General features: G+C 70.2%; 25 protein-coding genes and 2 tRNA genes. 17 read left to right on the forward strand and 10 right to left on the reverse strand.

The features are described from left to right. Positions 1–230: 230 nt before the first annotated feature. Together ELI80_RS10840 and purL are read left to right on the forward strand one after the other, a co-directional pair. Complete coding sequence (locus ELI80_RS10840; protein ID WP_136651937.1) at positions 231–956, forward strand: hypothetical protein; 726 nt, start codon at positions 231–233, stop codon at positions 954–956. A gap of 89 nt (positions 957–1045) precedes the next feature. Continuing rightward, on the forward strand, positions 1046–3223 hold the full coding sequence (gene purL / locus ELI80_RS10845; protein ID WP_136651938.1) for a phosphoribosylformylglycinamidine synthase subunit PurL: 2178 nt from the start codon (positions 1046–1048) through the stop codon (positions 3221–3223). A gap of 31 nt (positions 3224–3254) precedes the next feature. Here the strand turns inward: purL and ELI80_RS10850 are convergent, their stop codons facing one another. From ELI80_RS10850 to gmk, 3 genes are all read right to left on the reverse strand, one after another. After that, positions 3255–4304 carry a sensor histidine kinase gene (locus ELI80_RS10850; RefSeq protein WP_136651988.1) on the reverse strand — a complete coding sequence of 350 codons (1050 nt, stop codon included), beginning with the start codon at positions 4302–4304 and terminating at the stop codon, positions 3255–3257. A gap of 67 nt (positions 4305–4371) precedes the next feature. Then, the gene (locus ELI80_RS10855) at positions 4372–4893 is read right to left on the reverse strand and encodes a gamma carbonic anhydrase family protein (protein WP_136651939.1); all 522 of its coding nucleotides are present in this window, start codon (positions 4891–4893) and stop codon (positions 4372–4374) included. Next, positions 4890–5519 carry a guanylate kinase gene (gene gmk, locus ELI80_RS10860; RefSeq protein ID WP_136651940.1) on the reverse strand — a complete coding sequence of 210 codons (630 nt, stop codon included), beginning with the start codon at positions 5517–5519 and terminating at the stop codon, positions 4890–4892. Before gmk ends, ELI80_RS10855 begins: the two co-directional genes overlap by 4 nt. A gap of 190 nt (positions 5520–5709) precedes the next feature. Between gmk and ELI80_RS10865 the strand changes: the two genes are divergently transcribed. After that, positions 5710–6483 (forward strand): PAS domain-containing protein, encoded by a 774-nt coding sequence (locus tag ELI80_RS10865; protein WP_136651941.1) that lies wholly within the window; start codon positions 5710–5712, stop codon positions 6481–6483. 68 nt (positions 6484–6551) lie between these two features. On the opposite strand, the gene ELI80_RS10870 is transcribed toward ELI80_RS10865, so the two are convergent. Then, on the reverse strand, positions 6552–7985 hold the full coding sequence (locus ELI80_RS10870; protein WP_136651942.1) for a class II 3-deoxy-7-phosphoheptulonate synthase: 1434 nt from the start codon (positions 7983–7985) through the stop codon (positions 6552–6554). Between the two features lie 189 nt (positions 7986–8174). On the opposite strand from ELI80_RS10870, the gene ELI80_RS10875 reads away from it, so the two are divergent. The 5 genes from ELI80_RS10875 (at position 8175) to ELI80_RS10895 (ending at position 13574) form a co-directional block, all read left to right on the forward strand. Then, a complete protein-coding gene (locus tag ELI80_RS10875) occupies positions 8175–9362 on the forward strand; it encodes an ABC transporter substrate-binding protein (protein ID WP_136651943.1) in 1188 nt (395 codons plus the stop codon). Positions 9363–9508: 146 nt separating this feature from the next. Further along, the gene (locus ELI80_RS10880; protein ID WP_136651944.1) at positions 9509–10291 is read left to right on the forward strand and encodes an ABC transporter ATP-binding protein; all 783 of its coding nucleotides are present in this window, start codon (positions 9509–9511) and stop codon (positions 10289–10291) included. Beyond that, positions 10288–11121, forward strand: coding sequence for an ABC transporter ATP-binding protein (locus tag ELI80_RS10885; RefSeq protein ID WP_201740617.1), 834 nt, complete (start codon positions 10288–10290; stop codon positions 11119–11121). Before ELI80_RS10880 ends, ELI80_RS10885 begins: the two co-directional genes overlap by 4 nt. Positions 11122–11214: 93 nt before the next feature. Further along, positions 11215–12222, forward strand: a complete 1008-nt coding sequence (locus tag ELI80_RS10890) for a branched-chain amino acid ABC transporter permease (RefSeq protein WP_136651945.1) — start codon at positions 11215–11217, stop codon at positions 12220–12222. A gap of 11 nt (positions 12223–12233) precedes the next feature. Beyond that, positions 12234–13574 (forward strand): branched-chain amino acid ABC transporter permease, encoded by a 1341-nt coding sequence (locus ELI80_RS10895; RefSeq protein ID WP_136651946.1) that lies wholly within the window; start codon positions 12234–12236, stop codon positions 13572–13574. A gap of 15 nt (positions 13575–13589) precedes the next feature. Here ELI80_RS10895 and purN read toward each other — a convergent pair whose 3' ends face one another. Then, positions 13590–14177, reverse strand: a complete 588-nt coding sequence (gene purN, locus ELI80_RS10900) for a phosphoribosylglycinamide formyltransferase (protein ID WP_136651947.1) — start codon at positions 14175–14177, stop codon at positions 13590–13592. Next, the gene (gene purM / locus ELI80_RS10905; protein ID WP_136651948.1) at positions 14174–15205 is read right to left on the reverse strand and encodes a phosphoribosylformylglycinamidine cyclo-ligase; all 1032 of its coding nucleotides are present in this window, start codon (positions 15203–15205) and stop codon (positions 14174–14176) included. Before purM ends, purN begins: the two co-directional genes overlap by 4 nt. Positions 15206–15316: 111 nt before the next feature. Here purM and ELI80_RS10910 point away from each other — a divergent pair. Together ELI80_RS10910 and ELI80_RS10915 are read left to right on the forward strand one after the other, a co-directional pair. Next, positions 15317–15392: transfer RNA gene (locus ELI80_RS10910), tRNA-Ile, on the forward strand. Positions 15393–15582: 190 nt separating this feature from the next. Beyond that, the gene (locus tag ELI80_RS10915; RefSeq protein ID WP_136651949.1) at positions 15583–16389 is read left to right on the forward strand and encodes a 2-keto-4-pentenoate hydratase; all 807 of its coding nucleotides are present in this window, start codon (positions 15583–15585) and stop codon (positions 16387–16389) included. A 165-nt stretch (positions 16390–16554) separates the two neighbouring features. On the opposite strand, the gene ELI80_RS10920 is transcribed toward ELI80_RS10915, so the two are convergent. Continuing rightward, positions 16555–16782 (reverse strand): hypothetical protein, encoded by a 228-nt coding sequence (locus ELI80_RS10920; protein WP_136651950.1) that lies wholly within the window; start codon positions 16780–16782, stop codon positions 16555–16557. 117 nt (positions 16783–16899) lie between these two features. Between ELI80_RS10920 and ELI80_RS10925 the strand changes: the two genes are divergently transcribed. From ELI80_RS10925 to kce, 4 genes are read left to right on the forward strand one after another with little or no spacing between them, the layout of a single operon-like run. Next, positions 16900–17664: a LamB/YcsF family protein gene (locus tag ELI80_RS10925; RefSeq protein ID WP_136651951.1), complete on the forward strand. Its 765-nt coding sequence runs from the start codon at positions 16900–16902 to the stop codon at positions 17662–17664. Positions 17665–17668: 4 nt separating this feature from the next. Further along, a complete protein-coding gene (locus tag ELI80_RS10930) occupies positions 17669–18358 on the forward strand; it encodes a 5-oxoprolinase subunit B family protein (RefSeq protein ID WP_201740618.1) in 690 nt (229 codons plus the stop codon). Beyond that, a complete protein-coding gene (locus tag ELI80_RS10935) occupies positions 18355–19302 on the forward strand; it encodes a 5-oxoprolinase subunit C family protein (protein WP_136651952.1) in 948 nt (315 codons plus the stop codon). Before ELI80_RS10930 ends, ELI80_RS10935 begins: the two co-directional genes overlap by 4 nt. Before the next feature lie 26 nt (positions 19303–19328). Then, complete coding sequence (gene kce / locus ELI80_RS10940; RefSeq protein WP_136651953.1) at positions 19329–20276, forward strand: 3,5-dioxohexanoate:acetyl-CoA acetone transferase; 948 nt, start codon at positions 19329–19331, stop codon at positions 20274–20276. A 249-nt stretch (positions 20277–20525) separates the two neighbouring features. Here kce and ELI80_RS10945 read toward each other — a convergent pair. Further along, positions 20526–20600: transfer RNA gene (locus ELI80_RS10945), tRNA-Thr, on the reverse strand. Positions 20601–20711: 111 nt separating this feature from the next. On the opposite strand from ELI80_RS10945, the gene ELI80_RS10950 reads away from it, so the two are divergent. Beyond that, a complete protein-coding gene (locus ELI80_RS10950; RefSeq protein WP_136651954.1) occupies positions 20712–21587 on the forward strand; it encodes a hypothetical protein in 876 nt (291 codons plus the stop codon). Positions 21588–21688: 101 nt separating this feature from the next. Here the strand turns inward: ELI80_RS10950 and ELI80_RS10955 are convergent, their stop codons facing one another. After that, positions 21689–21940, reverse strand: a complete 252-nt coding sequence (locus tag ELI80_RS10955) for a DUF2312 domain-containing protein (RefSeq protein ID WP_131673586.1) — start codon at positions 21938–21940, stop codon at positions 21689–21691. Positions 21941–22080: 140 nt separating this feature from the next. On the opposite strand from ELI80_RS10955, the gene ELI80_RS10960 reads away from it, so the two are divergent. Both ELI80_RS10960 and dtd read left to right on the forward strand, forming a co-directional pair. Continuing rightward, the gene (locus tag ELI80_RS10960; RefSeq protein ID WP_136651955.1) at positions 22081–22320 is read left to right on the forward strand and encodes a hypothetical protein; all 240 of its coding nucleotides are present in this window, start codon (positions 22081–22083) and stop codon (positions 22318–22320) included. A gap of 1 nt (position 22321) precedes the next feature. After that, positions 22322–22771 (forward strand): D-aminoacyl-tRNA deacylase, encoded by a 450-nt coding sequence (dtd, locus tag ELI80_RS10965; RefSeq protein ID WP_136651956.1) that lies wholly within the window; start codon positions 22322–22324, stop codon positions 22769–22771. 17 nt (positions 22772–22788) lie between these two features. Here dtd and ELI80_RS10970 read toward each other — a convergent pair whose 3' ends face one another. After that, positions 22789–23361, reverse strand: coding sequence for a lipocalin family protein (locus ELI80_RS10970; protein ID WP_136651957.1), 573 nt, complete (start codon positions 23359–23361; stop codon positions 22789–22791). Between the last annotated feature and the right edge of the window lie 5 nt (positions 23362–23366).

Here is a 23366-nt window from a genome sequence, read left to right on the forward strand (position 1 = left end):
ACGCCCATAATTCGGTTCATGAAGAGATGATGGCCCCAATCCGGGTTGCCGTCTTTCTTCACCTCCCTGTTGGACTTGGCCGGGCCTTGTGCCCGGCTTTTTTTTGCCTTCGAGCATTCCGCCTGCCGGGTGCCCGGGCCGGCTGGACGGGATGTGAACGGGCGCGGGGTGCGGTCGCGCGCCAGTTGTGCCATTCAGTCGCACGGAACCGCGCAAGAGGGGAACGGGCGATGTCGGGACGGATCTTCATGCTGCTGGCGACCTTCTCAATCGCGTTCCCCGTTGTCGGGATCGCCGCAACCACATGCGCCGGGGACGCAGGCGTCTGCGCCGGGACAGCCGCGCCGCGCGATGCCGTGCGGATGGCGCAGGCGAGCAGCAGCGGCGCACCGGGCCGCCCGGCGATGCGCCCAAGTGCCGCGCAGATGCCGGCCGCGACGCCGGATCCATCCGCGACGCCCGCGCCGGACAGCGCCGCCCCGCTTTCCGGCCGCCCGGCCAGGCGATCCACGCCCGCCACCGCCAGCCCCGCCGCGCCCCCCGCTGCCACCCCCGCGACTCCCGCGACGTCGCAAGCCTCCGCCGCCCCGTCGGCGCCCTCCAGTCCCGCAGGCCCGGTCGCGCCGCTCGCGTCATGGTCGGTTCCCGTGCCGGACGGCTGCCCCGCCGGCAACGTGCTCGCGCGCGGCGACAACCGCATCGCGGGACAGGTGCGGGGCGACGCGATCTGCCGCCTGCTGATCCCCGACGGGACGGCGGCGCAGGTGACGCTGGTCGGTCCCGGGCCCGCGCTGCCGGACCTCCGCGTCGTCCTTTATTCCCGCGTCACGACCGACCTTGTCCCCGACCAGCCGCTGCCGGTGCCGCCGGGCCGGCAGGAGCTGCGCGTCCTGCGCGCGCCCCAGGTCCCGGGCCGGACGCCCCTGCCCTTCGACCTGCTGATCCGGCTGGACTGACGCGCAGGCCTGGGCGCGCGCGCAAGCCGTTGAACGGCGCGGCCTGCCGACCTACAAGGCGGCACGTTTCCGTGCCCGAAAGGATCACCATGCAGGACCCCGCCATCACCCCCGACCTGATCGCGGCGCATGGGCTGAAACCGGACGAATACGCCCGCATCCTCGACCTTCTGGGGCGCGAGCCGAGCTTCACGGAACTCGGCATCTTCTCGGCGATGTGGAACGAGCACTGTTCCTACAAGTCGTCGAAGAAATGGCTGAGGACGCTGCACACCACCGGCCCGCAGGTGATCTGCGGCCCGGGCGAGAACGCGGGCGTGGCCGACATCGGCGACGGCCCGGACGGCGAAAGACTGGCGGTCGTCTTCAAGATGGAAAGCCACAACCATCCCAGCTACATCGAGCCGCATCAGGGCGCGGCGACCGGCGTGGGCGGCATCCTGCGCGACGTCTTCACCATGGGGGCGCGGCCCGTGGCGGCGATGGACGCGCTGTCCTTCGGCCGGCCCGAGCATCCGCGCACCCCGCATCTGGTCAAGGGCGTGGTCGAGGGGATCGGCGCCTATGGCAACGCCTTCGGCGTGCCGAACGTGGGCGGCGAGGTCCGCTTCCACCGCGCCTATGACGGCAACTGCCTCGTCAACGCCTTCGCGGCGGGGATCGCCAGGGCGGACCGCATCTTCTACTCGGCCGCGTCCGGCGTCGGCATGCCGGTCGTCTATCTGGGCGCCAAGACCGGCCGCGACGGCGTTGGCGGCGCGACCATGGCCAGCGCCGAGTTCGACGACACGATCGAGGAAAAGCGCCCGACCGTGCAGGTCGGCGACCCCTTCACCGAAAAATGCCTGCTCGAAGCCTGCCTGGAACTGATGGAGACCGACGCGGTCATCTCGATCCAGGACATGGGCGCGGCGGGCCTGACCTGCTCGGCGGTCGAGATGGGCGACAAGGGCGGGCTGGGCATCCGGCTCGACCTCGACCGGGTGCCGGTGCGGGAAACCGCCATGACCGCCTACGAGATGATGCTGTCGGAAAGCCAGGAGCGGATGCTCATGGTCCTGCGCCCCGAAAAGGAAGCCGTGGCCCGCGAGATCTTCGAGAAGTGGGACCTCGACTTCGCCGTGGTGGGCGAGACGATCGCCGAGGATCGCTTCCTCATCCTCCACGGCAATCAGGTGAAGGCGGACTTGCCGCTGTCCAAGCTGTCGTCGAGCGCCCCCGAATACGACCGCCCGTGGGTCGAGACACCCGCCGCCCCGGCCGACGTGGCGCTGCCGGCGATTGCGCCGATCGCGGCATTGCGGGCCCTGATCGGCTCGCCCAGCTACGCCCACAAGGCGTGGGTCTGGGAACAGTACGACACCCAGGTCGGCGCCGACACGGTGCGCCGCCCCGGCCTTGGCGCCGGGGTCGTGCGGGTCCACGGCACCGACAAGGCGCTGGCGTTCACCAGTGACGTGACGCCCCGATACGTCCGCGCGAACCCCGTTCAGGGCGGCCGGCAGGCGGTGGCCGAGGCGTGGCGCAACCTCGTCGCCTGCGGCGCGACGCCCCTGGCCGCGACGGACAACCTCAACTTCGGCAACCCCGAAAAGCCCGAGATCATGGGCCAGTTCGTCGGCGCGATCAAAGGCATCGGCGAGGCGTGCCGCGCGCTCGACTTCCCGATCGTGTCCGGCAACGTGTCGCTTTACAACGAAACCGATGGCCAGCCGATCCTGCCCACGCCCACCATCGGCGGCGTCGGGCTGCTGGAAACGCTGGACGACCTGATCGCGGGCCTGCCGTCGGACGGCGACGTGATCCTGGTCGTGGGCAAGACGCGCGGGCACCTCGCGCAGTCGGCGCTGGCCTACGAGGCGTTCGGGATCGAGGATGGCGACGCCCCGCCGGTGGACCTCGACGCCGAGCGTCGCAACGGCGGCTTCATCCTGCAGAACCGCGCCCGCATCCGCGCCTGCGCCGACCTGTCGGACGGGGGCCTTGCGCTCGCGGCGTTCGAGATGGCCGAGGCCGCGGGCATCGGCGTCACGCTGGATGCAGCGGACGTCGGGCAGCTGTTCGGCGAGGACCAGGCGCGCTACCTCGTCGCCGCGTCCGAAGATGACGCCGCCGCGCTGATGGACGCCGCGCACGCCGCGGGCGTGCCGATCGTCAATGTCGGCCGGTTCGAAGGCGACCAGGTGACGCTCGGGGGCGATGCGGCGCCGCTGGCCGACCTGTCGGCGCTTTACCGTTCCGCCTTCGCGGCGGCGATCGGCGCCTGAGCCCGGCCTGGGCGGAGCCTCGGCCCGGCCCTCACCGGGGCTGCTGTTCGGGCAGGATGACCGTGAACCGGCTGCCCTGCCCCTTCTCGCTTTCGATCCGCAGCCGGCCGCGATGGCGGTTGATGATGTGCTTGACGATGGCAAGCCCCAGCCCCGTGCCGCCCTTTTCGCGCGAGCGGTGGGTGTCCACGCGATAGAACCGTTCCGTCAGGCGCGGCAGGTGCAACGGGTCGATCCCCTCGCCCTCGTCCTCGACCGCGACGGCCCAGCCCGGGCCGCGCAGGACGGGCTCGTGGTCCAGATGCGTCAGCGTCAGCCGGACGACGCCGCCGGAGCCGCCGTATTTCACCGCGTTCTCGATCAAGTTGTGGAACACCTGAACGATCTGGTCGGCGTCGCCCGGCACGGTCACCGGTTCGTCGGGCAGGTCCAGCTCGAAGCGGACGCCGGCCGTGCGAGCGGCGGGGGCGACGGTTGCCGCCACGCTGCGGACGAGGCTGGAAAGGTCCACCTTCTGCGCCGGCCTGCGCCGTTCATCCCCCTCGACCCGGCTCAGCGAGAGAAGATCCGCGACCAGCCGGTTCATCCGCCCCGCCTCGCGTTCCATGATGTCGAGAAAGCGGTCGCGCGCCGCCGCGTCGTTGCGGGCGGGCCCGCGCAGCGTCTCGATGAAGCCCATCAGCGCGGTCAGGGGCGTGCGCAGTTCGTGGCTGACATTCGCCACGAAGTCGCGCCGCATCTGTTCGGCCTGTTCGATCCCGGTGCTGTCCTCGATCGACACTGCCGCGCCGCGGGTTCCGTCGATGACCACCGGACCCACGGTCACGACGCAGGCGCGGTCGCGCCCCTGCGCCGACAGCGTGGCCCGCAGCTTGAGGATGCCGTGGGCCGGCGGCGGCAGGTCGGGGTCGTCGTCGGGCGCGGGCTCGGCATCGGGGTCGAGCACCCAGTCGATCGCGTGGTTGACGGATGGGTGGCGCACCACGGTGACGAAGGGGCGGTCGGTCAGCCCCGGCCCGAACAGGGCGTGCGCCGCATGATTCGCGGCCGTCACCCGCGCCCGCCGGTCCACGACCAGCATGGCGACCGGGACCGCGTCGGTCAGCTGCCGCAGGTGCCTGACGTCCAAGCCGCGCGCCTCCGTCCCTTCAACCGGCGGCGCGCAGGCCGCGGCGATACTGCGCCGCGCGGGTGCGGTACAGCTCGGCCGAGGCGAGAAGCCGTGCGCGCTGATCGTCGTCGAGCATCCTCACGACCTTGCCCGGCGCCCCCATGACCAGCGCGCCGGGTGGGATCTGCTTGCCTTCGGGGATCAGCGCCCCCGCCCCGATCAGCGCGCCGGCGCCGATCACCGCGCCGTTCAGGACCGTCGCGCCCATGCCGATCAGCGCCCCGTCCCCGACCGTGCAGCCGTGCAGGATCGCCCGGTGGCCGACGGTCACGTCGTCGCCGATGGCCAGGGGATGGCCGGTATCGACGTGAAAGACGCACAGGTCCTGCACGTTGCTGCCCGCGCCCACCCGGATGTCGTCGCTGTCGCCCCGCAGGACCGCGCCCCACCAGACGCTGGCCCGATCCCCGAGCGTCACGCGCCCGATCACCTGTGCGTCGGGCGCGACCCACGCATCCGTGCCCAGCGTCGGCACCACCCCGTCCAGTTCCCAGATCATGGCCGTTGCTCCATCAAGGACATCACGAACCCGCCCAGGCCCCGCTGCCGGTCGCGGCGCAGCCGCTCGGCGGTCAGGATCGCGCGCAGGTCGCGTTCGGTTTCGTCAAGGTCGTTGTTCACGAGGACATAGTCGTATTCGGCCCAGTGGCTGATCTCGCCCCGGCTCTTCAGCATCCGGTCGGCGATCACCTCGGCGCTGTCCTGGCCGCGGCTGTGCAGGCGGCGTTCCAGTTCGTGCAGGCTCGGCGGCAGGACGAAGATCGACACCACCTGGCTGCCGAGCGCCGAGGCGCGGATCTGCTGCCCCCCCTGCCAGTCCACGTCGAAGAGCGTGTCCCGCCCTGCCGCGATCGCCTGCTCGACCGGGCCGCGGGGGCTGCCGTAGAGGTTCCCGAACACCTCGGCATGTTCCAGCATCTGCGCGTCGGCGACCATGGTTCTGAAGCTGTCATGGTCGGTGAAATAGTAGTCCCGCCCCTCGACTTCGCCCGGCCGGGGCGGGCGCGTCGTGGCCGAGACCGAGAATTTCAGCGTCGGATCCCATGCCATCAGCCGCCGCGCCAGGGTCGACTTGCCCGCGCCCGAAGGCGACGACAGGATGATGAGAAGGCCGGTCCGGTCCATCGTTGGTCCTTGTGCGGGCGGGTTCTGGCAGCGACGTCGGCAACGCGGCGCGTGCCTTCAATGGCGCAGCAGCCGGGCGCCGGCAAGGGCCGGGTGGCGGCTTAACTAAGTGAACGAAAACCCCCTTAGCGAAACGCAACCGAACCCTTAAGATCGCGTTAACCTGCCCGATATTCACCACGGTAGCTACATGGCGGACAAAGAAAGCTTGAACCCGGGCGGCAGCGACGGCAGCGGCAGCCCCGTTATCCGTATCCCCGGTCGAACGGCCGTCCAGCCGGCGCGGGTCGTTGCCGACCTGCGGGCCTACTGGGACGAACTGCGGCAGGGACGTGCAGTGCCGACGCGGGCCGACGTGCAGCCCGCGGGCATCGGGGACGGCCTGGACTACGCCTTCATCCTGGAACGGATCGCGCCGGGCGCGGCGCGGTTCCGGCTGGCGGGGCGGCACCTCGTGGACCTGATGGGGATGGAAGTGCGGGGCATGCCCTTGTGTTCGGTCCTGAACGCGGGATCGCGCGGGCGGCTGTCGGACGTGCTGGAAACGGTGTTCAAGGGGCCGCAGATCGCAGACCTGACGCTTCTTTCCGCCGCTGGCTACGGACGCCCGCAGCTGCACGGGCGCATGCTGATCCTGCCGCTGAAGTCGGACTTGGGCGACGTCACCCGCGCGCTCGGCTGCCTGGTGACGGCGGGCGAGAGCGGGCGCGGGCCGCGCCGGTTCGACCTGCTCGACGAACAGCTGGAGCCGGTGATCCCCGGCGCCTGCGTCCTGTCGCCCACGCCGTCGGGGGACGAGCTTGCCGAGCCGGGCGAGCCCTGGCGGTCGCGCAGGCCGGGCACGGCCAAGGCGCAGGCGCGGGACCCGCGCGAGATGCCGCTGCCGGACCTGCCGGCGATCGGCACGACCCCCGAATCGCGGCGGGCCATGTTCCGGGTCATCACCTCGGATCGGACCGCCTGAGAGGTCGGGCGGCCCCGGAAAGCGGCCGGGGCCAGTCAGCGTTCCACGCTCGCCCTTGTCCCTGCGCGTCAGACCGCGTGCCGCAACCCGCCCTGCGTCCCGGTCCGGCGCGCGCGCAGCTCCTCGGCCACCAGGAAGGCAAGCTCCAGCGCCTGGCTCGCGTTCAGGCGCGGGTCGCAGGCGGTGTGATAGCGCGAGCGCAGGTCCTCGTCGGTGACTGCGCGCACGCCGCCGGTGCATTCGGTGACGTCCTGGCCGGTCATCTCGAAATGGACGCCGCCCGGGACCGTGCCCTCGGCATGGTGGACCTGGAAGAATTCGCGCACCTCGCGCAGGACGCTGTCGAAGGGCCGGGTCTTGTAGCCCGATGCCGACTTGATCGTGTTGCCGTGCATGGGATCGCACGACCACACGACGTTGGCCCCTTCCTCCTGCACCGTGCGGACCAGCCGCGGCAGGTGGTCGCCCACGCTGCCGGCGCCGAACCGCGCGATCAGCGTCAGCCGCCCGCCCTCGTTCGCGGGGTTCAGCCGCGCCATCAGCCGCTTCAGGTCGTCGGTCGAGATCGTCGGCCCGCATTTCAGCCCGACCGGGTTCTGGACGCCACGGCAGAACTCCACGTGCGCGCCGTCCACCTGCCGGGTCCGGTCGCCGATCCACAGCATGTGCCCGGACCCCGCGACCGGCAGGCCCGTGGTCGAATCGATTCGCGCCAGCGCCTCTTCGTATTCCAGCAGAAGCGCTTCGTGGCTGGTGTAGAAGCTCACCTGCCCCAGTTCGTGCGCGGTTTCCGAGGTGACGCCCGCCGCCTGCATGAACGCCATCGCGTCGCTGATGCGGTCGGCGATGTCGCGATAGCGCGCCGCCTCGGCTCCGCCGGTGAAGTCGGCGATCCAGCTCTGGACGCGGTGGATGTCGGCGTAGCCGCCGGTCGAGAACGCGCGCAGAAGGTTCAGCGAGGCCGCCGCCTGCGTGTAGGCCTGCAGCATGCGCTGCGGATCGGGGACCCGCGCCTCGGGCGTGAAGTCGAAGCCGTTGACGATGTCGCCGCGATAGCTCGGAAGCTCCACCCCGCCGACGATCTCGGTGGCGGAGCTGCGCGGCTTGGCGAACTGCCCGGCCATCCGCCCGACCTTCACCACGGGCAGCTGCGCGCCCCAGGTCAGCACCACCGCCATCTGCAGCATCACCTTGAAGGTGTCGCGGATGTTGTCGGCGCTGAACTCGGAGAAGCTTTCGGCGCAATCCCCGCCCTGCAGCAGGAACGCCTGTCCCGCGGCCACCTTGGCAAGGTCCGCCTTCAGCCGCCGCGCCTCGCCCGCGAAGACGAGCGGGGGATAGCGGCGCAGCTGCGCCTCGACGGATTGCAGCGCGGCCACATCGACATAGTCCGGCATCTGCACCCGCGGCAGCGCCCGCCAGCCGGCCCGGTCCCAGGGCGCGCGGTCGAAACCGTCGCGCTCGGTCGGTGCAGCGGCTGAGGTCTGGGGGGTCTGGGCCATGTCGTGTCCTCCGGATGCCGGCCGTTTATATGTCGTGTCCGGGTTGATTGAAACCCTGCCGGGACTGACCGGAAGTGCAGCTTTCCGGCGCTCGCGCGGCGCATCATGACGCTTTTCTTTTAAGCGGGCCGCCTCTAACGTCCCGGCCAAGGACAACAGTCCAGAACCAAACTCCAGGGAGGCTGCCTCATGAAGAAACTTCTGCTCGCCACTGTCGCCACCGCCGCGCTGGGCGCCGGTGCCGCGTCGGCCGAGGACGTCAAGATCGGCCTGTCGCTCGGCTACACCGGCCCGCTGGAATCGATGGCGCCCGCGATGACCCAGGGCGCCGAGCTGGCGATCAAGGAAGTCAACGACTCGGGCAAGTTCATGGGCGGCTCGAACGTCACCTCCGTCCAGGTCGACAACACCTGCACCGACGCCGCCGCCTCGGTGGCCGCGGTCGAGCGCCTCGTCACCTCGGAGAAGGTGAACGGGATCATGGGCGGCATGTGCTCGGGCGAGACGATCGCCAGCCTCGAACGGGTGGCGGTGCCGAACGGGATGGTCATGATCTCTCCCTCGGCCACGTCGCCGGCGCTGACCGACATCGACGACCAGGGCTACTTCTTCCGCACCTCGCCGTCCGACGCGCGCCAGGGCGAAGTCATGTCCGACATCATGAACGAGCGCGGCGTGAAGACGGCGGCCGTGACCTACACCAACAACGACTACGGCAAGGGTCTCGCCGAGGCGTTCAAGCGCTTCTACGAGGAAGCAGGCGGCACGGTCACGATCATGGCCGCGCATGACGACGGCAAGGCCGACTACTCGGCCGAGGTCGCGGCGCTGGCCGCCGCCGGGGGCGACGCGCTCGTCGTGGCGGGCTACGTCGACCAGGGCGGGTCGGGCATCGTGCGCGGCGCGCTCGACACCGGCGCGTTCGACACCTTCGTCTTCCCCGACGGCATGATGAGCGAGGCGCTCGTCGACCGCTTCGGGACGGAACTGGCCAGCTCGTTCGGCCAGAACCCCTCGGCCGAAGGCCCGACCCGCGACAAGTTCATCGAGATGACGACCGCCGCGGGCTTCGACGGCAACTCGGCCTTCGCCGGTGAAAGCTACGACGCCGCAGCCCTGCTGCTGCTCGCGATGGAGGCCGCGAAGTCCACCGATCCCAAGGTCTACAAGGACCAGGTCCTGAACGTCGCGAACGCGCCGGGCGAAAAGATCGGACCGGGTGAACTGGGCAAGGCGCTCGAGCTGCTGGCCGCGGGCACCGACATCGACTTCGTCGGCGCCACCTCGGTCGAGCTGGTCGGGCCGGGCGAAAGCGCGGGCGTCTACCGTGAGGTCGACTTCCCGGAAGGCAAGATCAACGTCGTCAAGCTGCACTGATCGCGGACGGACCTTGATGCGCCGGCCCTTGGCTCGACGCCGGGCCGGCGCAGGCACAACTGACGAACCGATGCAATCGCCGGAACAACAAGGCGATGCAGGGACTTCGCGACCGCCAGAGAACCGGGCGCGAAGGGGGAGGATACATGATCCAGGTCCATGACCTGCACCGGCATTTCGGCGGCTTCCGGGCCGTCGACGGCGCCAGCCTGACCATCGAGACCGGTTCGATCACCGGGCTGATCGGGCCCAACGGCGCCGGCAAGTCCACGCTCTTCAACGTCATCGCCGGTGTCCTGCCGCCCACCTCGGGACGGGTCATGATGGACGGGCAGGACATCACGGGGCTGCCGCCGCACGAGCTGTTCCACCGCGGCCTGCTCCGCACCTTCCAGATGGCGCACGAATTCAGCTCCATGACCGTGCGCGAGAACCTGATGATGGTTCCGGGCGGACAGTCGGGCGAGACGCTGTTCAACACCTGGTTCAACCGCGGCCGCATCCGCGCCGAGGAAGCGGCGCTGCGCCGCCGCGCCGACGAGGTGCTGGACTTCCTGACCATCACCCACGTCGCGGACGAGAAGGCGGGCAACCTGTCGGGCGGGCAGAAGAAGCTTCTGGAGCTCGGCCGCTGCATGATGGTCGAGGCGAAGGTCGTGTTCCTCGACGAGGTCGGCGCGGGCGTGAACCGCAGTCTTCTGTCCACCATCGGCGACGCGATCGTGCGGCTGAACCGCGAGCGTGGCTACACCTTCTGCGTGATCGAGCACGACATGGATTTCATCGGCAAGCTGTGCGACCCGGTCATCGTCATGGCCGAGGGCAAGGTGCTGGCGCAGGGCTCCGCCGACCACATCATGGAGAACGAGGCGGTGATCGAGGCCTATCTCGGCCGCGGGCTCAAGAACAAGGACCTGGTCGGCGCATGAGCGACGGGAATCACGGCTTCGGCGGCAATCGCGGCATGCGCGATGCCTCCATCGTCAACACGGCCGGGCGCGGCACGATCGACGGCACCCGCCGCAGCGGACCCGTCCGGCCCGGCCCGGAGGCGGCGCCGTTCCTGGCCGCGCGCGACATGCGCGGCGGCTATGGCAAGGCAGATATCCTGAACGGCTGCACGATCACCGTCGATCGCGGCCAGATCGCCGTGATCGTCGGGCCGAACGGCGCGGGGAAGTCCACGGCCATGAAGGCGATCTTCGGGATGCTGGACCTGCGCGAGGGCTCGGTGCAGCTGGACGGGCAGGACATCTCGGCCCTGAACCCGCAGGACCGGGTGCGGGCGGGCATGGGCTTCGTGCCGCAGACGTCGAACGTGTTCCCCTCGATGACGGTCGAGGAGAACCTGCAGATGGGCGCCTACATCCGCGAGGATGATTTCCGCGACACGATGGACCAGGTCTACGCCCTGTTCCCGGCCGTCGCCGCCAAGCGCAGGCAGGCGGCGGGCGAGCTGTCGGGCGGGCAGCGCCAGCAGGTCGCCGTGGGCCGCGCGCTGATGACGCGGCCCAAGCTTCTGATGCTGGACGAGCCGACCGCCGGCGTGTCGCCCATCGTCATGGACGAGCTGTTCGACCGCATCATCGAGATCGCGCGCACCGGCATTTCCATCCTCATGGTGGAACAGAACGCCCGCCAGGCGCTCGAGATCGCGGACGTCGGCTACGTCCTCGTGCAGGGCGCCAACCGCTACACCGACACCGGCGCCGCGCTGCTGGCCAACCCCGAGGTGCGCCGCACCTTCCTGGGGGGCTGAGCCGATGCACGCCGCCTTTCTTCCGAGCGCTGCCCCGCGCAGCGGATCCGGGCGCCGCGCCCAGGCGCGCGGCCCGGCCAAGGAGATCCGCTGATGGATATCGCCAACGCGCTCGTCGCGATCCTGAACTTCGTCGTCATCCCGGCGGCCGCCTATGGCAGCCAGCTCGCGCTCGGCGCGCTGGGGGTGACGCTGATCTACGGGATCCTGCGCTTTTCCAATTTCGCCCACGGCGACACCATGGCGATCGGGACCGCCATCGTCATCCTGCTGACCTGGGGCCTGCAGGCGCTGGGCGTTAGCCTCGGCCCGCTGCCGATCGCGCTGCTCGCCCTGCCGATCGGGATCGCGATCACCGCAGGGCTGGTCCTGCTGACCGACCGGCTGGTCTATCGCCACTATCGCCGCGTCCGGGCGGACCCGATCGTGCTCGTCATGGCGTCGACCGGGGTCATGTTCCTGATGAACGGCCTGACCCGCCTGCTGATCGGCGTGGACGAGATCCGGTTCGACGACGGCGCGCGGTTCCTGATCTCGGTCCAGCAGTTCAAGGCCTGGACCGGCCTGACCGAGGGCCTTGCGCTGCGGCTGAGCCAGTTCATCACGCTGGTCGTGGCGGGCCTGTCCTGCTGGGCGCTGTTCCGGTTCCTGAACCGGACCCGTTCGGGCAAGGCGATGCGCGCCTATTCCGACAACGAGGACCTCGCGCTTCTGTCCGGCATCGACCCGGAGCGGGTCGTCCGGCTGACCTGGATCATCGCCACCGCGCTGGCGGTCATGGCCGGCACGCTCTACGGCCTCGACAAGTCGTTCAAGGCCTTCAACTACTTCCAGATCCTGCTGCCGATCTTCGCGGCGGCCATCGTGGGGGGCCTGGGCAGCCCCACCGGCGCGGTCGCGGGCGGCTTCGTGATCGCCTTTTCCGAGGTCGCCGTGACCTACCCCTGGAAGAAGATCGCGGGCTACCTCGTGCCCGGCTGGCAGCCCGAAGGCCTGCTTCAGCTCCTGTCCACCGAATACAAGTTCGCCGTCAGCTTCGTGATCCTGATCGTGGTGCTGCTGTTCCGGCCCACGGGCCTGTTCCGCGGCAAGTCGTTCTGAGAGGGCCCGCCATGTCCACCACCCGTCAATCCGATGCGGCAAGCCCGTGGCGCGCGCCTGCCCTGCTGGCCGTGCTGGTCGTCCTGTTCGTGCTGGAAGGCAGCCTGTCAAACGCCCTGTTTTCTGGCAGCTGGAACAGCGCGCTCGGCATCCTCAACATGGGGCTTCTGTCCGCGATCATGGCGCTGGGCGTCAACATCACCTGGGGCTACGGCGGCCTGTTCAACGCGGGCGTCGTGGGGTTCCTGGCGCTGGGCGGCCTTGCCCCCGTCCTGGTGTCCACGCGGCCCGTTCCCGGCGCCTGGGCCGCGGGCGGCACCGGCGTCCTGCTGGCGCTGCTCGTCGGGCTGGCTACGCTGGGGCTGGCCGCTGTCGTCGCGCGCTGGCTGTCCGGCGCGCTGCGGTTCTGGGCCGCGCTTGCCGTGATCGTGGCGGGCTTCGTGATCTATCGCGAGCTCTTCGACCCGGCCGTCGCCGCGATCGAGGCGAACAACCCCGCGCAGGCCGGCAACATCGGCGGGCTCGGCCTGCCGGTGCTGCTTAGCTGGCCGGTCGGCGGGCTTCTTGCGGCGGCCGCCGCCTGGGGCGTGGGCAAGGTCGCGCTGGGGCTGCGGTCCGACTACCTCGCAATCGCCACGCTGGGGATCGGAGAGATCATCGTGGCCGTCATGCGGAACGAAGGCTGGCTTGCCCGCGGCGTGCTCAACATGAGCGGCATCCCCCGCCCGGTCCCGTACGAGCTGAACCTGCAGGCCGATCCCGGCTTCCAGGCGCGCGCCGCGGGCTGGGGCATGGACGTGGCGACCGCGTCGGGCATCTGGGTGAAGCTGTGCTATGCCGGCCTGTTCGTGGCGGTCCTGCTGGCGCTGGTGCTGCTGTCGGAACTGGCGCTGCGCTCGCCTTGGGGCCGCATGATGCGCGCCATCCGCGACAACGAGACCGCGGCCGAGGCGATGGGCAAGCACGTCACCCGCCGCCACCTGCAGGTGTTCATCATCGGCGCCGCCGTCATCGGCCTTGCGGGCGCGATGATGGTGACGCTGGACGGGCTGCTCAACCCCGGCGGCTACGCGCCGCTGCGCTACACGTTCCTCGTCTGGGTGATGGTGATCGTCGGCGGGTCGGGGAACAACTGGGGCGCGGTGCTGGGCGCGATCCTGATCTGGTACCTCTGGATCAAGGCCGAGGTCTGGGGGCCCGCTTTCATGAGCGTCGTCACCGCCGCGATGGAGCCGGGGCCGCTGAAGGCGCACCTGCTGGAAAGCGCGCCGCACATGCGCTTCGTGGCGATGGGGCTGGTCCTGCTGCTGGTGCTGCGCTTCGCCCCCCGCGGGCTGGTACCCGAGAAGTAAAAAGCGCGGCGCGGGTCAGAGGTCGATCCGCGCCGTCTTACCTACTGCAAAGCGCCGCAGCACGGCCGGGTAGAGCCGGTGTTCCAAGGCCAGGACCCGCGCGGCCAGGCTGTCTGCAGTGTCGCCGGGTTCCACCGGCACCCGCGCCTGTCCCAGGATCGGACCGTCGTCCAGTTTCGGCGTGACGAGGTGGACCGAACATCCCGCGAAAGCGTCGCCAGCTGCGATCGCGCGGGCATGGGTATGCAGCCCCGGATAGGCCGGCAGCAGCGAGGGGTGGATGTTCAGCATTCGCCCCTCGAACCGCTCGACGAAGGCGGGCGTCAGGATCCGCATGAAACCGGCGAGGCATAGGATGTCCGGCTCGGCCGCAAGCAAGGGCTGAAGCAGCGCGGTCTCGAACGCGGCACGGTCGGGGCCGAAGGGCTTGTGATCGACGGCGGCGGTCGGCACGCTCAAAGCCGCGGCGCGGGCCAGCCCTCCGGCGGCGGGGTCGTTCGACGCGACCAGCACCGGCCGCGCCGGGTGATCGCCGGTCATGCTTTCGACGAGGCGGACCATGTTCGACCCGCCCCCGGAAATCAGGATGGCGACCCGCTTCACTTCAGCTGGCCGCGATACCCGACCCCCGCGCCGGGCCGCACGTGCCCCAGTCGCACGACGGATTCCCCCTGTCCCACCAGCAGGTCCTCGATCGCCGGGGCGGCATCTTCGGCCACGACCAGCACCATGCCGATGCCGCTGTTGAAGGTCTTGAGCATCTCGCTTTCGGCGATCCCGCCCGCCTCGGACAGCCACTTGAAGACCGGCGGCAGGGTCCAGCTGTCAAGGTCGATCTCGGCCCCGAGACCTTCGGAAAGGACGCGCGGCAGGTTCTCGGTCAGGCCGCCGCCGGTGATGTGGGCGGCGGCGTGGACGCCCCCCTGCCGGATCGCCGCCAGCACCGGGCGGACGTAGAGACGGGTCGGCGTCAGCAGCGCCTCGCCCAGCGACCCGGCGCCGAAGGGGCTCGCGTCGGTCCAGGAAAGCTCCGCCCTCTCGGCCACCTTGCGCACCAGCGAAAAGCCGTTGGAATGAACCCCGTCCGACCGCAGCCCCAGAAGCACGTCGCCCGCCGCCACGTCCCGCGGCAGCGCCGTCCCGCGCTGCATCGCGCCGACCGCGAAGCCGGCAAGGTCGAAGTCGCCCGCCGCATACATCCCCGGCATCTCGGCCGTCTCGCCGCCGATCAGCGCGCAGCCCGACCGCCGGCACCCTTCGGCGATGCTGTCGATGACGCGGGCCGCTTCGTCCACGCTCAGCTTGCCGGTGGCGAAATAGTCGAGGAAGAACAGGGGCTCGGCCCCCTGGCAGACGAGGTCGTTCACGCACATCGCGACTAGGTCGATCCCCACCCCGTCCAGCGCGCCAGTGTCGATCGCGATCCTGAGCTTGGTGCCCACGCCGTCGGTCGCCGCGACCAGCACCGGGTCGTCGTAGCCTGCCGCGCGGGGATCGAACAGCGCCCCGAAGCCGCCCAGGCCCTCCATCACGCCGCTGCGCCGGGTCGCCGCGGCGGCCGGCTTGATCCGGTCCACGAGCGCATTGCCCGCGTCGATGTCGACGCCCGCGTCGCGATAGCTGATGCTCATGATCGTCCCCACTGCCCCGGTTTTCGCTGCCTTAGGACAGATTGACTTGACCCGCAAACCCGCATTTGCGACAGCGGGGCCACCGGGGAGCCCATGCGGCCACCGGCGGCCGGGCCTGTAGCTCAATGGTCAGAGCAGGGCGCTCATAACGCCTTGGTTGGGGGTTCAAGTCCCTCCGGGCCTACCACCCGCCGCAACGCCGGCCATTGTTGTTCACAGACGCGTTTCGGGATCGTGGGACACCCTCGCCAGCGGCCCGGGATTTATGTCAGGACGCTGCATCTCCCTTATCCCACGACGTGAGTACCGCGCTTGCTGCTTGCCTGCGGCGCGGAGGAAAGACAATCTCCCGGACGGCGAGGACGGAGGAGCGAGAGTTGAGGGACGACATACTTGAGGACGCGACCGCGCGTGATCTGCTTCAGCTTTTCGGAACGGGGCGGCAGTGCGGCAGTCTTTCAATTCCCGACATGGCCGCCGCTGGCCGGATTGCCGACCTGATCCGCGCCGCCCGCGAAGCGCGGGGCGAGCGTCCGGTGGGGCGCAAGATCGGCTTCTCCAATCGAGCGATCTGGGCGAATTACGGCGTTGACCGGCCGCTGTGGAACTATGTCTGGGACACGACGCTGCACACATGGTCGGATGCGGACGAGCCGATCGACCTGGCCACGTTCGCCGAACCGCGGATCGAGCCGGAGATCGTGTTCCATCTCGCCAGGGCACCAGAGCCGGGCATGGACGAGGCTGCGCTTCTGGGCTGCATCGACCGCGTGGCACACGGGTTCGAAGTCGTGCAATCGGTCTATCCGGGCTGGAGGTTCACGGCTCCTGACGCTGCCGCCGCATTCGGCCTGCACGGGGCTCTGATCCTCGGGCCATGGCGGGATGTCGACGGGGGCCGCGCCGACTGGCTTGCCCGGCTGCAGGACTTCACCGTTATCCTTCGCAAGGATGGCGCCGAAGTCGAAGTCGGCCATGCGCAGAACGTGCTTGGCGGTCCGCTCACAGCGCTTCGGAACCTGGTCGAGACGATCGCGTCCGATACCCCGGGCGCGGCACTGGGTGCGGGCGAGGTGGTCTCCACCGGAACCCTGACCGATGCCTACCCTGTCGCGCCCGGAGCAGCGTGGAGCACGGAGTTCGAAGGCATCGACCTGAGCGGATTGCGCGTGAGCTTCCGCTAAGGATCGGCTGTCGGCCCTGGCGAGCGCGGCGCTGGTGCGACAAGGCCACGCCGCTCTTGCCGGGGAAGTCGCCGCAAGGGCGCATTGGGACAGACAAGCGCCGTAACAGATGCTTGACGCCAGGATCGCAGTTACTCCGGCTTCCCCCTGCCCCGCGCCGATCCGTCATTCAAGCCGCGCCGCGTAGCGGTTGCTGACCGTTCGGCTGATGAACCCGGACAGGCCGCTGCCCGCGCAGGCCAGCGCCGCCATCCGGTCGAGGTTGTCCTGCCCCACCGACGCCGCGGTGTAGCGGTAGACGGACCCGTTCCTGAACCGGACGTCGATATGGGCGCGCCCGATCTGGAACGCCACCACGCCGGACCCGTGATCGCCGTCGCCATAGGGCTCCATGACCTTCCGCCTCCTGCGATGCAGGCTAGCGGGCATTCGCCGGGGTGCAAGCGCCCCCCCCGGCTGGACGCCGCCGCCGCGGCGGTGTCAGATGCCGGCGGCAAGGGAGGGGGCGGCATGGCACGGATCGACCTGAACTCGGACCTGGGCGAGGGTTTCGGCCCCTGGGTGATGGGCGACGACGACGCGATGCTGTCGCTGGTCACCAGCGCGAACGTCGCCGCCGGCGGCCATGCGAGCGACCCGGACACGATGTTCGCGACCCTGTCGCTCGCCGCCGCGCGCGGCGTGGTGGTGGGGGCGCACCCGGGCTACGCCGACCGCGAGGGCTTCGGCCGCCGCGTGATCCCGATGCGGCCAGACGAGATCGGGCGCATGGTCGCGGCGCAGACCGGGGCGCTGTCGGCGCTTGCGGCGCTCGCCGGGACCCGCGTCCGCTACGTCAAGCCGCATGGCGCGCTGGCGAACCTCGCCGCGGCCGACGCCGACGTGGCGCGCGCCATTACGGCGGCGGTCAGGGGCATCGACCGCGACCTCGCGATCCTCGCGATTTCCGGCACCGCGCTGGAACAGGCGGCCCGGCAGGCCGACGTGCAGGTCTTTTCCGAAATCTTCGCCGACCGCGCCTATCAGCCGGACGGACAGCTCGTCCCCCGCGGCCGGCCCGGCGCGGTCCTGCACGACGCCGAGGCGGTCGCGCAGCGGCTGATCGGCTTCCTTCAGGACCGCAGGATGCCGGTCGAGGGCGGCAGGCCGATCGAACTGGCGGCCGATTCCGTCTGCGTCCACGGCGACACCCCCGGCGCGGCCCTGATGGCGCGGCTGCTGCGCGCCCGGCTGGACGAGGCGGGCGTCACCGTCGCGCCGTTCCTGCAGGGCTGACGTGGTGACCCTGCGCCTTGCGCCCGTGGCGGAGCACGCCCTGCTGGTGGAGTTCGGCGACACCATCCACGACGCCACCAGCGAGCGCATCGCGGCGCTTGACCGCGCGCTCGCCGCCGCCCCGCCCGCGGGTCTGCGCGAGGTCGTGCCCGGCATGGTGAACCTGCTCGTGGACTTCGACCCGCTGGTGACCGACCACGCCGCGATCGAGGCGGCGGTGCGCGACTGTCTCGGCCGCCCTGCCCCGGCTTCCGCCGCCGGCACGCGACGCGAGGTCGAGGTGTGCTACGACCCCGATCTCGGGACCGACCTCTCCGCCGTGGCCGGGCAGACGGGCCTCAGCGTGGACGAGGTCATCGCCGCGCATCTGGGCGGCGACTACCGGGTGCGGATGTACGGCTTCACGCCCGGCTACGCCTACATGTCGGGCACCCCGGCGGCGATCCGGCTGCCCCGCAAGCCCGCGGCGGTTCGCGGCGTTCCGGCCGGCAGCGTCATCATCGCCGGGCCGCAATGCATCGTGACGACGCTCCTGATGCCCACGGGCTGGTGGGTGCTCGGCCGGTCGCCCACGCGCATCCTGACCGGCGACGAGGACCGGCCGTTCCTGTTCGACGTGGGCGACCCCGTCGGCATGCGCCGGATCGGCCGTGACGAGTTCGAACGCAAGGCCAGGCGCGCGGTCGCCGCATGACCACGGCGCGGCTTCGGATCACCCATGCCGGTCCCCACGTGTCCTATCAGGACGGCGGGCGTCCCGGGCTGATGCGGTTCGGCGTCCCGGCATCCGGTCCGATGGACCGCACGGCGCACGCGGCCGCGAACCTCTCGGTCGGGAACGCCGCCGATGCCACGGCGATCGAGGTGTCGCCCGCAGGCCTTGCCGTCGAATGCGTCGGGGAAGCGGTCACCTTCGCGGTGGCGGGGGGCGGGTTCCTGATGGATCACGCCGGCAGCCGCAGCGCCGTCTGGGAAGCGCGGACGCTTTGCGCGGGCGAGACGCTGCGGATCATGCCCGGACACTGGGGCAGCTGGACCTATCTCGCGCTTGCGGGGCGGGTGCGGGCGAAAGAATGGCTGGGCCATACCGCGACGCTCGCGACCTCGGGCTTCGGCGGCGGCCTGCTGGCCACGGGCCAAGAGATCGTGGTCGAGGAACGCCGCGTCGATCCCGCCCGCGAGCGCAGCTTTCCCTGCCCCGTCTTCGCCCGGCCGACCTCGCACGCCCGCGTCGTGATCGGGCCGCAGGAACACCGGCTGGAACCCGACGCGCTGTCGGCCCTTCTGGACGGGGTCCATGCGCTGTCGGATTCGTATGACCGGATGGGTGTCCGCCTGCGCGGGCCCGCACTCGCGATCCGCGAGGCGCTGTCGATCCCGTCCGAGCCGATCGTCGCGGGGTCGATCCAGGTCGCGGGCGACGGGGTCGCCACGATCTTGCTGCGCGACCACCAGACGACCGGCGGCTATCCCAAGATCGCGACGGTGCTGGCCGCCGACCTCGACCGGATCGTCCAGCTGCGCCCGCGCGCCCGGATCGCGTTCAAGGCGGTGACGCCCGCCCGCGCGGTCGAGATCGCGCGCCAGGCCGCGGGGGCCCGGTCGATGTGGCTGGACAGGCTCGCACGCCATCCCTGACATTCCGCAAGAAGGAGGACGACCCCATGACGAAAGCACCCCATCGCACCCCGAAGGTCATCATCAGCTGCGCGATCACCGGCAGCATCCACACGCCCAGCATGTCGGACGCGCTGCCGGTCACGCCCGACGAGATCGCGCAGTCCGCGATCGAGGCGGCCGAGGCCGGTGCCGCGATCCTGCACCTGCACGCCCGCGACCCGAAGGACGGCCGTCCCTCGCCCGCGGCCGAGGTGTTCGGGCAGTTCCTGCCCCGGATCAAGCAGGCCACCGACGCGGTCGTGAACATCACCACCGGCGGCGGGCTGACGATGACGATGGAACAGCGGCTCGAAGGGGCGATGGCGGCCAGGCCCGAGATGGCATCGCTCAACATGGGGTCGATGAACTTCGGCATCTTCCCGATGGCCGCCAAGGACCGCGCGTGGAAGCACGACTGGGAAAAGCCCTATCTGCTGGGCACCGACGACTTCATCTTCCGCAACACGTTCAAGGACATCGAATACATCCTGAGGAACCTGGGCGAGGCCCACGGCACCCGGTTCGAGCATGAATGCTACGACGTGGGCCATCTCTACAACGTCGCCCATTTCGTGGACCGGGGCCTGTTGAAGCCGCCGTTCTTCATCCAGATGATCTTCGGCATCCTGGGCGGCATCGGCGCCGCGCCCGAGAACCTGATCTTCATGAAGGAAACCGCCGACAAGCTGTTCGGCGACGACTACCGCTGGTCGGTGCTGGGCGCCGGGCGCCACCAGATGCCCCTGATCACGCAGGCCGCGATGATGGGCGGCAACGTCCGCGTGGGGCTGGAAGACAGCCTGTACATCGGCCCCGGCCAGCTTGCGAAGTCGAACGCGGAGCAGGTGAGCAAGATCCGCCGGATCCTCGAGGAACTGGGCCTCGGGATCGCCACGCCCGCCGAGGCGCGCGAAATCCTCGCCCTGAAGGGCGGCGACGAAGTCGGGTTCTGACGCAGGTAGATGCCTGGCGGAGTAAAATCCCGGGCCCGGGGCAGTCGGGGGAGGCGTTCGCCACCCCCGACATACAGCGCTTACTCACCAAAACAACCGGCCAACTCGTCAACTGCGACGGGATTACCGGAAGTCGCACTCACTGTTTAGTTGTCCATTGGGACAGGTCTGCGGATTTGGTGCGCGGGCGGTGCGGCGGGGGCGCAAGATACCGGAAAAACCGGGCGTCCGCGCAGTGATGGCGGGGCATGGTGCCGGTTGAGGGGATTGAACCCCCGACCTTCGGTTTACAAAACCGCTGCTCTACCGCTGAGCTAAACCGGCCCTCTGCGATCCCTAGCCGCGGCCACGCCCGCGCGCAAGATTTCCGTTCGGTTTGACTGTCGCGCCGCCGACGCTAGTGTGCGCGGCGACCTTGCGCATGAAGGACGGACGATGAAGGCAGCATTCTATCTGGGGACACACGGGACCGAGCCCGAGCGCACCGTCCGCGCCCTGATGGATAACCGCGCCTGGATGCTGGACAACGGCATCGAACCGATCCCCCCCTCGCGCCACCGCGGCCTGCTGGAAGAGGCGCTGGCGGCCCTGTCGGGCGGCCCCGCCACCCCCGAGATGGAAGATGTGCTGCTCGATTCCATTCTCGACGGCGACGAGCCGCGGCGCATCATCATCTCCCAGCCCGCGTTGATCGGGGTGCCCGCGCGCTGCCTTGCCGAGCCGGGCTTCTTCGCGGCGGCCGGTCCCAAGATGGTCGCGGCCGCGAACCTGTTCCCCAGCGCCGAGGCCGAGTTCTTCATGGCGCTGCGCAACCCTGCCACGCTGATCCCGTTCCTGCTGGACAGGATGGATCCGAAGCGGGCCGACCAGCTGATGTCGGGCCGCAACCCCGAGGAGATGCGCTGGGCCCCCGCGATCCGGCAGATCCTGCAGTCCATCGGCCGCCGGCGGCTGGTCTTGTGGTGCCACGAGGATACCCCGCTGATCTGGCCCGAGGTGCTGCGCCGCCTGGCCGGCATCCCCGCCGACGTGCCGCTGCGGGCGGGGCTGTCGGCGCTGGCGGACGTGCTGACCGAAGAGGGCATGGTGGAACTGCGCGCGGCGCTGAAGAACGCGCCCAAGCTGACGATCGATTCACGCCGCGACATCTTTTCCGACATGCTGCACCGCCACGCCCGACCTGAAGCGATCGACGCGACGATCACCACGCCCGGCTGGACGCAGGACCGCGTGGACCGGATGACCGCCGCCTACGACGACGACGTGGCCCAGATCGCGGCGCTGCCGGGGGTGGAGTTCATCGCCCCCTGAGCCGGGGCGGACGACCCGGTGTCCACCGTCACGCGATGCCGGGCGCGCGATGCCCCCGGCACGCCATGCCCCGTCACGCCACGCCCGCCACGTCATGCCCGTCACGCCATGCCCAGCGCGGCCTTGTACATCTCCAGGATCGCCTCTTCCTCGGCGATGTCGTCCTTGTCGCGCTTTCGCAGCGCGATGACCTTGCGCATCACCTTGGTGTCGTAGCCGCGCGCCTTCGCCTCGGCCATCAGCTCCTTCTGGCGCTCGGCCACGTCCTTCTTTTCGGCGTCGAGCTGCTCGTACTGTTCGATGAACTGCCGCAGCTCTCCAGCCGCGACGCCGTAGCTGGTATCGTCCTGCATCGGTGTCCCCGTTCGTTGAAGCCGGCCGTTGCCGCGGCGGCGATCTTGTCAGGGCGGCACCCTTAGGCCGTCTTGCCCGCTGGCGCAATCGCCGCTAGGCCCGGGAAAACGCCTGCCACGCCGCTTGGAGGGAACGATCCATGACCGCTTTCGACCTGCTGATCTGGGGCGGCGCGCTGCTGACCGCGCTGGGGCTTTGCGCGATCCTGTGGTGCATCCTGCGCGTCGTCCGGGCGCGCCGCGACCGCGCGTCGGGCAAGCTGGACGAGGCGGGGCTTCGGGCCGAGATGCAGCGGACCGTCGCCATCAACATGGCGGCGCTGGCGTCGTCGATGCTGGGGCTGATGGCCGTGGTCGTCGGCGTCCTGCTGGGGCGCTGAGATGCGCGCCCTGATCCAGCGCGTGACCCACGCCGCGGTCGAGGTGGACGGCCGCGAGATCGGCGGGATCGGGCCGGGGCTGCTGGTCCTCGTCTGCGCGATGCAGGGCGACGACGAAGCCGCGGCGGCGAAGCTGGCGGCACGGGTCGCGAAGCTCAGGATCTTCAAGGACGACGCGGACAAGATGAACCGCTCGGTCCTCGACATCGCGGGCGAGGCGCTGGTCGTGAGCCAGTTCACGCTCGCCGCCGACACCCGCACCGGCAACCGCCCCGGGTTTTCCGCGGCCGCCCCGCCCGAAGATGGGCGGCGGCTCTACGAGTGTTTCGCCCGTGACCTGAGCGCGCAGGGCGTGCCGGTCCAGACCGGAGAGTTCGGGGGCGACATGAAGGTGTCGCTGCTGAACGACGGCCCGGTCACGATCTGGATGGACAGCGCCGACCGGGCCTGATCGCCCCGCGGGCGGCGTCAGTCCGCATGCTGGTCCTGCGCGGGATCGTAGGTCTTCGGCGGCTGCGCCGTGTCGACGAGCGTCGAGACGTCGGTGCCCGCCTCGGTCAGCGCCGCCTCGGCGGCCTGCCGGTCATCGGCGCCAAGCTCGGGCGTGCGCGACAGGATCCAGGCGAAGCCCGGCTCGGGCGAGCGCACGGCGGCCCAGGGGTAGCTGTCGTCTTCCATCTCGCCCACCGCGACCACGACGTAGTTCACGCCCGCCTCGTCCGGCGCCTGCGGGAACGACACGTCGAAGGTGTTGAGGTTGCCGCCGACGACCTCGGCCGTGCCCTCGACCGCGGCCGTCTTGCCGTCGTGCATGTCGCAGCGGTTCAGGACGCGCAGCGTCCCGGCATCGACGAGGTCGTAGCGCGCGGTCGTGCCGCCCTCGCACATGGCCTGAAAAGGTGCGGGAACGCTCGCGATCTCGTACCAGACGCCGGCATAGGCCTGCGGCTCGATCTCGTTCTGCGTGACGGTGCCCGCTTCCTGCGCGGCCAGCGGCGCGGCGAGCAGCAGGAGCGCGGGGAGGCTGAGACGCAGTTTCATGGGTA

Source organism: Paracoccus aeridis (assembly GCF_004923205.2).
Lineage (GTDB): Bacteria > Pseudomonadota > Alphaproteobacteria > Rhodobacterales > Rhodobacteraceae > Paracoccus > Paracoccus aeridis.

Bases quoted from the DNA above. Each gene is read 5' to 3' on its own strand.
- ELI80_RS10855 (WP_136651939.1), bottom strand. From the start codon at position 4,893: ATGATCTGGGAACTGGACGGGGTGGTGCCGACGCTGGGCACGGATGCG.
- ELI80_RS10960 (WP_136651955.1), top strand. From the start codon at position 22,081: ATGACCGCTTTCGACCTGCTGATCTGGGGCGGCGCGCTGCTGACCGCG.
- ELI80_RS10840 (WP_136651937.1), top strand. From the start codon at position 231: ATGTCGGGACGGATCTTCATGCTGCTGGCGACCTTCTCAATCGCGTTC.
- ELI80_RS10925 (WP_136651951.1), top strand. From the start codon at position 16,900: ATGGCACGGATCGACCTGAACTCGGACCTGGGCGAGGGTTTCGGCCCC.
- purL (WP_136651938.1), top strand. From the start codon at position 1,046: ATGCAGGACCCCGCCATCACCCCCGACCTGATCGCGGCGCATGGGCTG.
- ELI80_RS10865 (WP_136651941.1), top strand. From the start codon at position 5,710: ATGGCGGACAAAGAAAGCTTGAACCCGGGCGGCAGCGACGGCAGCGGC.
- dtd (WP_136651956.1), top strand. From the start codon at position 22,322: ATGCGCGCCCTGATCCAGCGCGTGACCCACGCCGCGGTCGAGGTGGAC.
- ELI80_RS10970 (WP_136651957.1), bottom strand. From the start codon at position 23,361: ATGAAACTGCGTCTCAGCCTCCCCGCGCTCCTGCTGCTCGCCGCGCCG.
- ELI80_RS10875 (WP_136651943.1), top strand. From the start codon at position 8,175: ATGAAGAAACTTCTGCTCGCCACTGTCGCCACCGCCGCGCTGGGCGCC.
- ELI80_RS10885 (WP_201740617.1), top strand. From the start codon at position 10,288: ATGAGCGACGGGAATCACGGCTTCGGCGGCAATCGCGGCATGCGCGAT.
- ELI80_RS10850 (WP_136651988.1), bottom strand. From the start codon at position 4,304: ATGCTGGTCGTGGACCGGCGGGCGCGGGTGACGGCCGCGAATCATGCG.
- ELI80_RS10950 (WP_136651954.1), top strand. From the start codon at position 20,712: ATGAAGGCAGCATTCTATCTGGGGACACACGGGACCGAGCCCGAGCGC.
- ELI80_RS10920 (WP_136651950.1), bottom strand. From the start codon at position 16,782: ATGGAGCCCTATGGCGACGGCGATCACGGGTCCGGCGTGGTGGCGTTC.
- ELI80_RS10890 (WP_136651945.1), top strand. From the start codon at position 11,215: ATGGATATCGCCAACGCGCTCGTCGCGATCCTGAACTTCGTCGTCATC.
- purM (WP_136651948.1), bottom strand. From the start codon at position 15,205: ATGAGCATCAGCTATCGCGACGCGGGCGTCGACATCGACGCGGGCAAT.
- ELI80_RS10880 (WP_136651944.1), top strand. From the start codon at position 9,509: ATGATCCAGGTCCATGACCTGCACCGGCATTTCGGCGGCTTCCGGGCC.
- ELI80_RS10935 (WP_136651952.1), top strand. From the start codon at position 18,355: ATGACCACGGCGCGGCTTCGGATCACCCATGCCGGTCCCCACGTGTCC.
- ELI80_RS10895 (WP_136651946.1), top strand. From the start codon at position 12,234: ATGTCCACCACCCGTCAATCCGATGCGGCAAGCCCGTGGCGCGCGCCT.
- ELI80_RS10870 (WP_136651942.1), bottom strand. From the start codon at position 7,985: ATGGCCCAGACCCCCCAGACCTCAGCCGCTGCACCGACCGAGCGCGAC.
- gmk (WP_136651940.1), bottom strand. From the start codon at position 5,519: ATGGACCGGACCGGCCTTCTCATCATCCTGTCGTCGCCTTCGGGCGCG.
- ELI80_RS10955 (WP_131673586.1), bottom strand. From the start codon at position 21,940: ATGCAGGACGATACCAGCTACGGCGTCGCGGCTGGAGAGCTGCGGCAG.
- kce (WP_136651953.1), top strand. From the start codon at position 19,329: ATGACGAAAGCACCCCATCGCACCCCGAAGGTCATCATCAGCTGCGCG.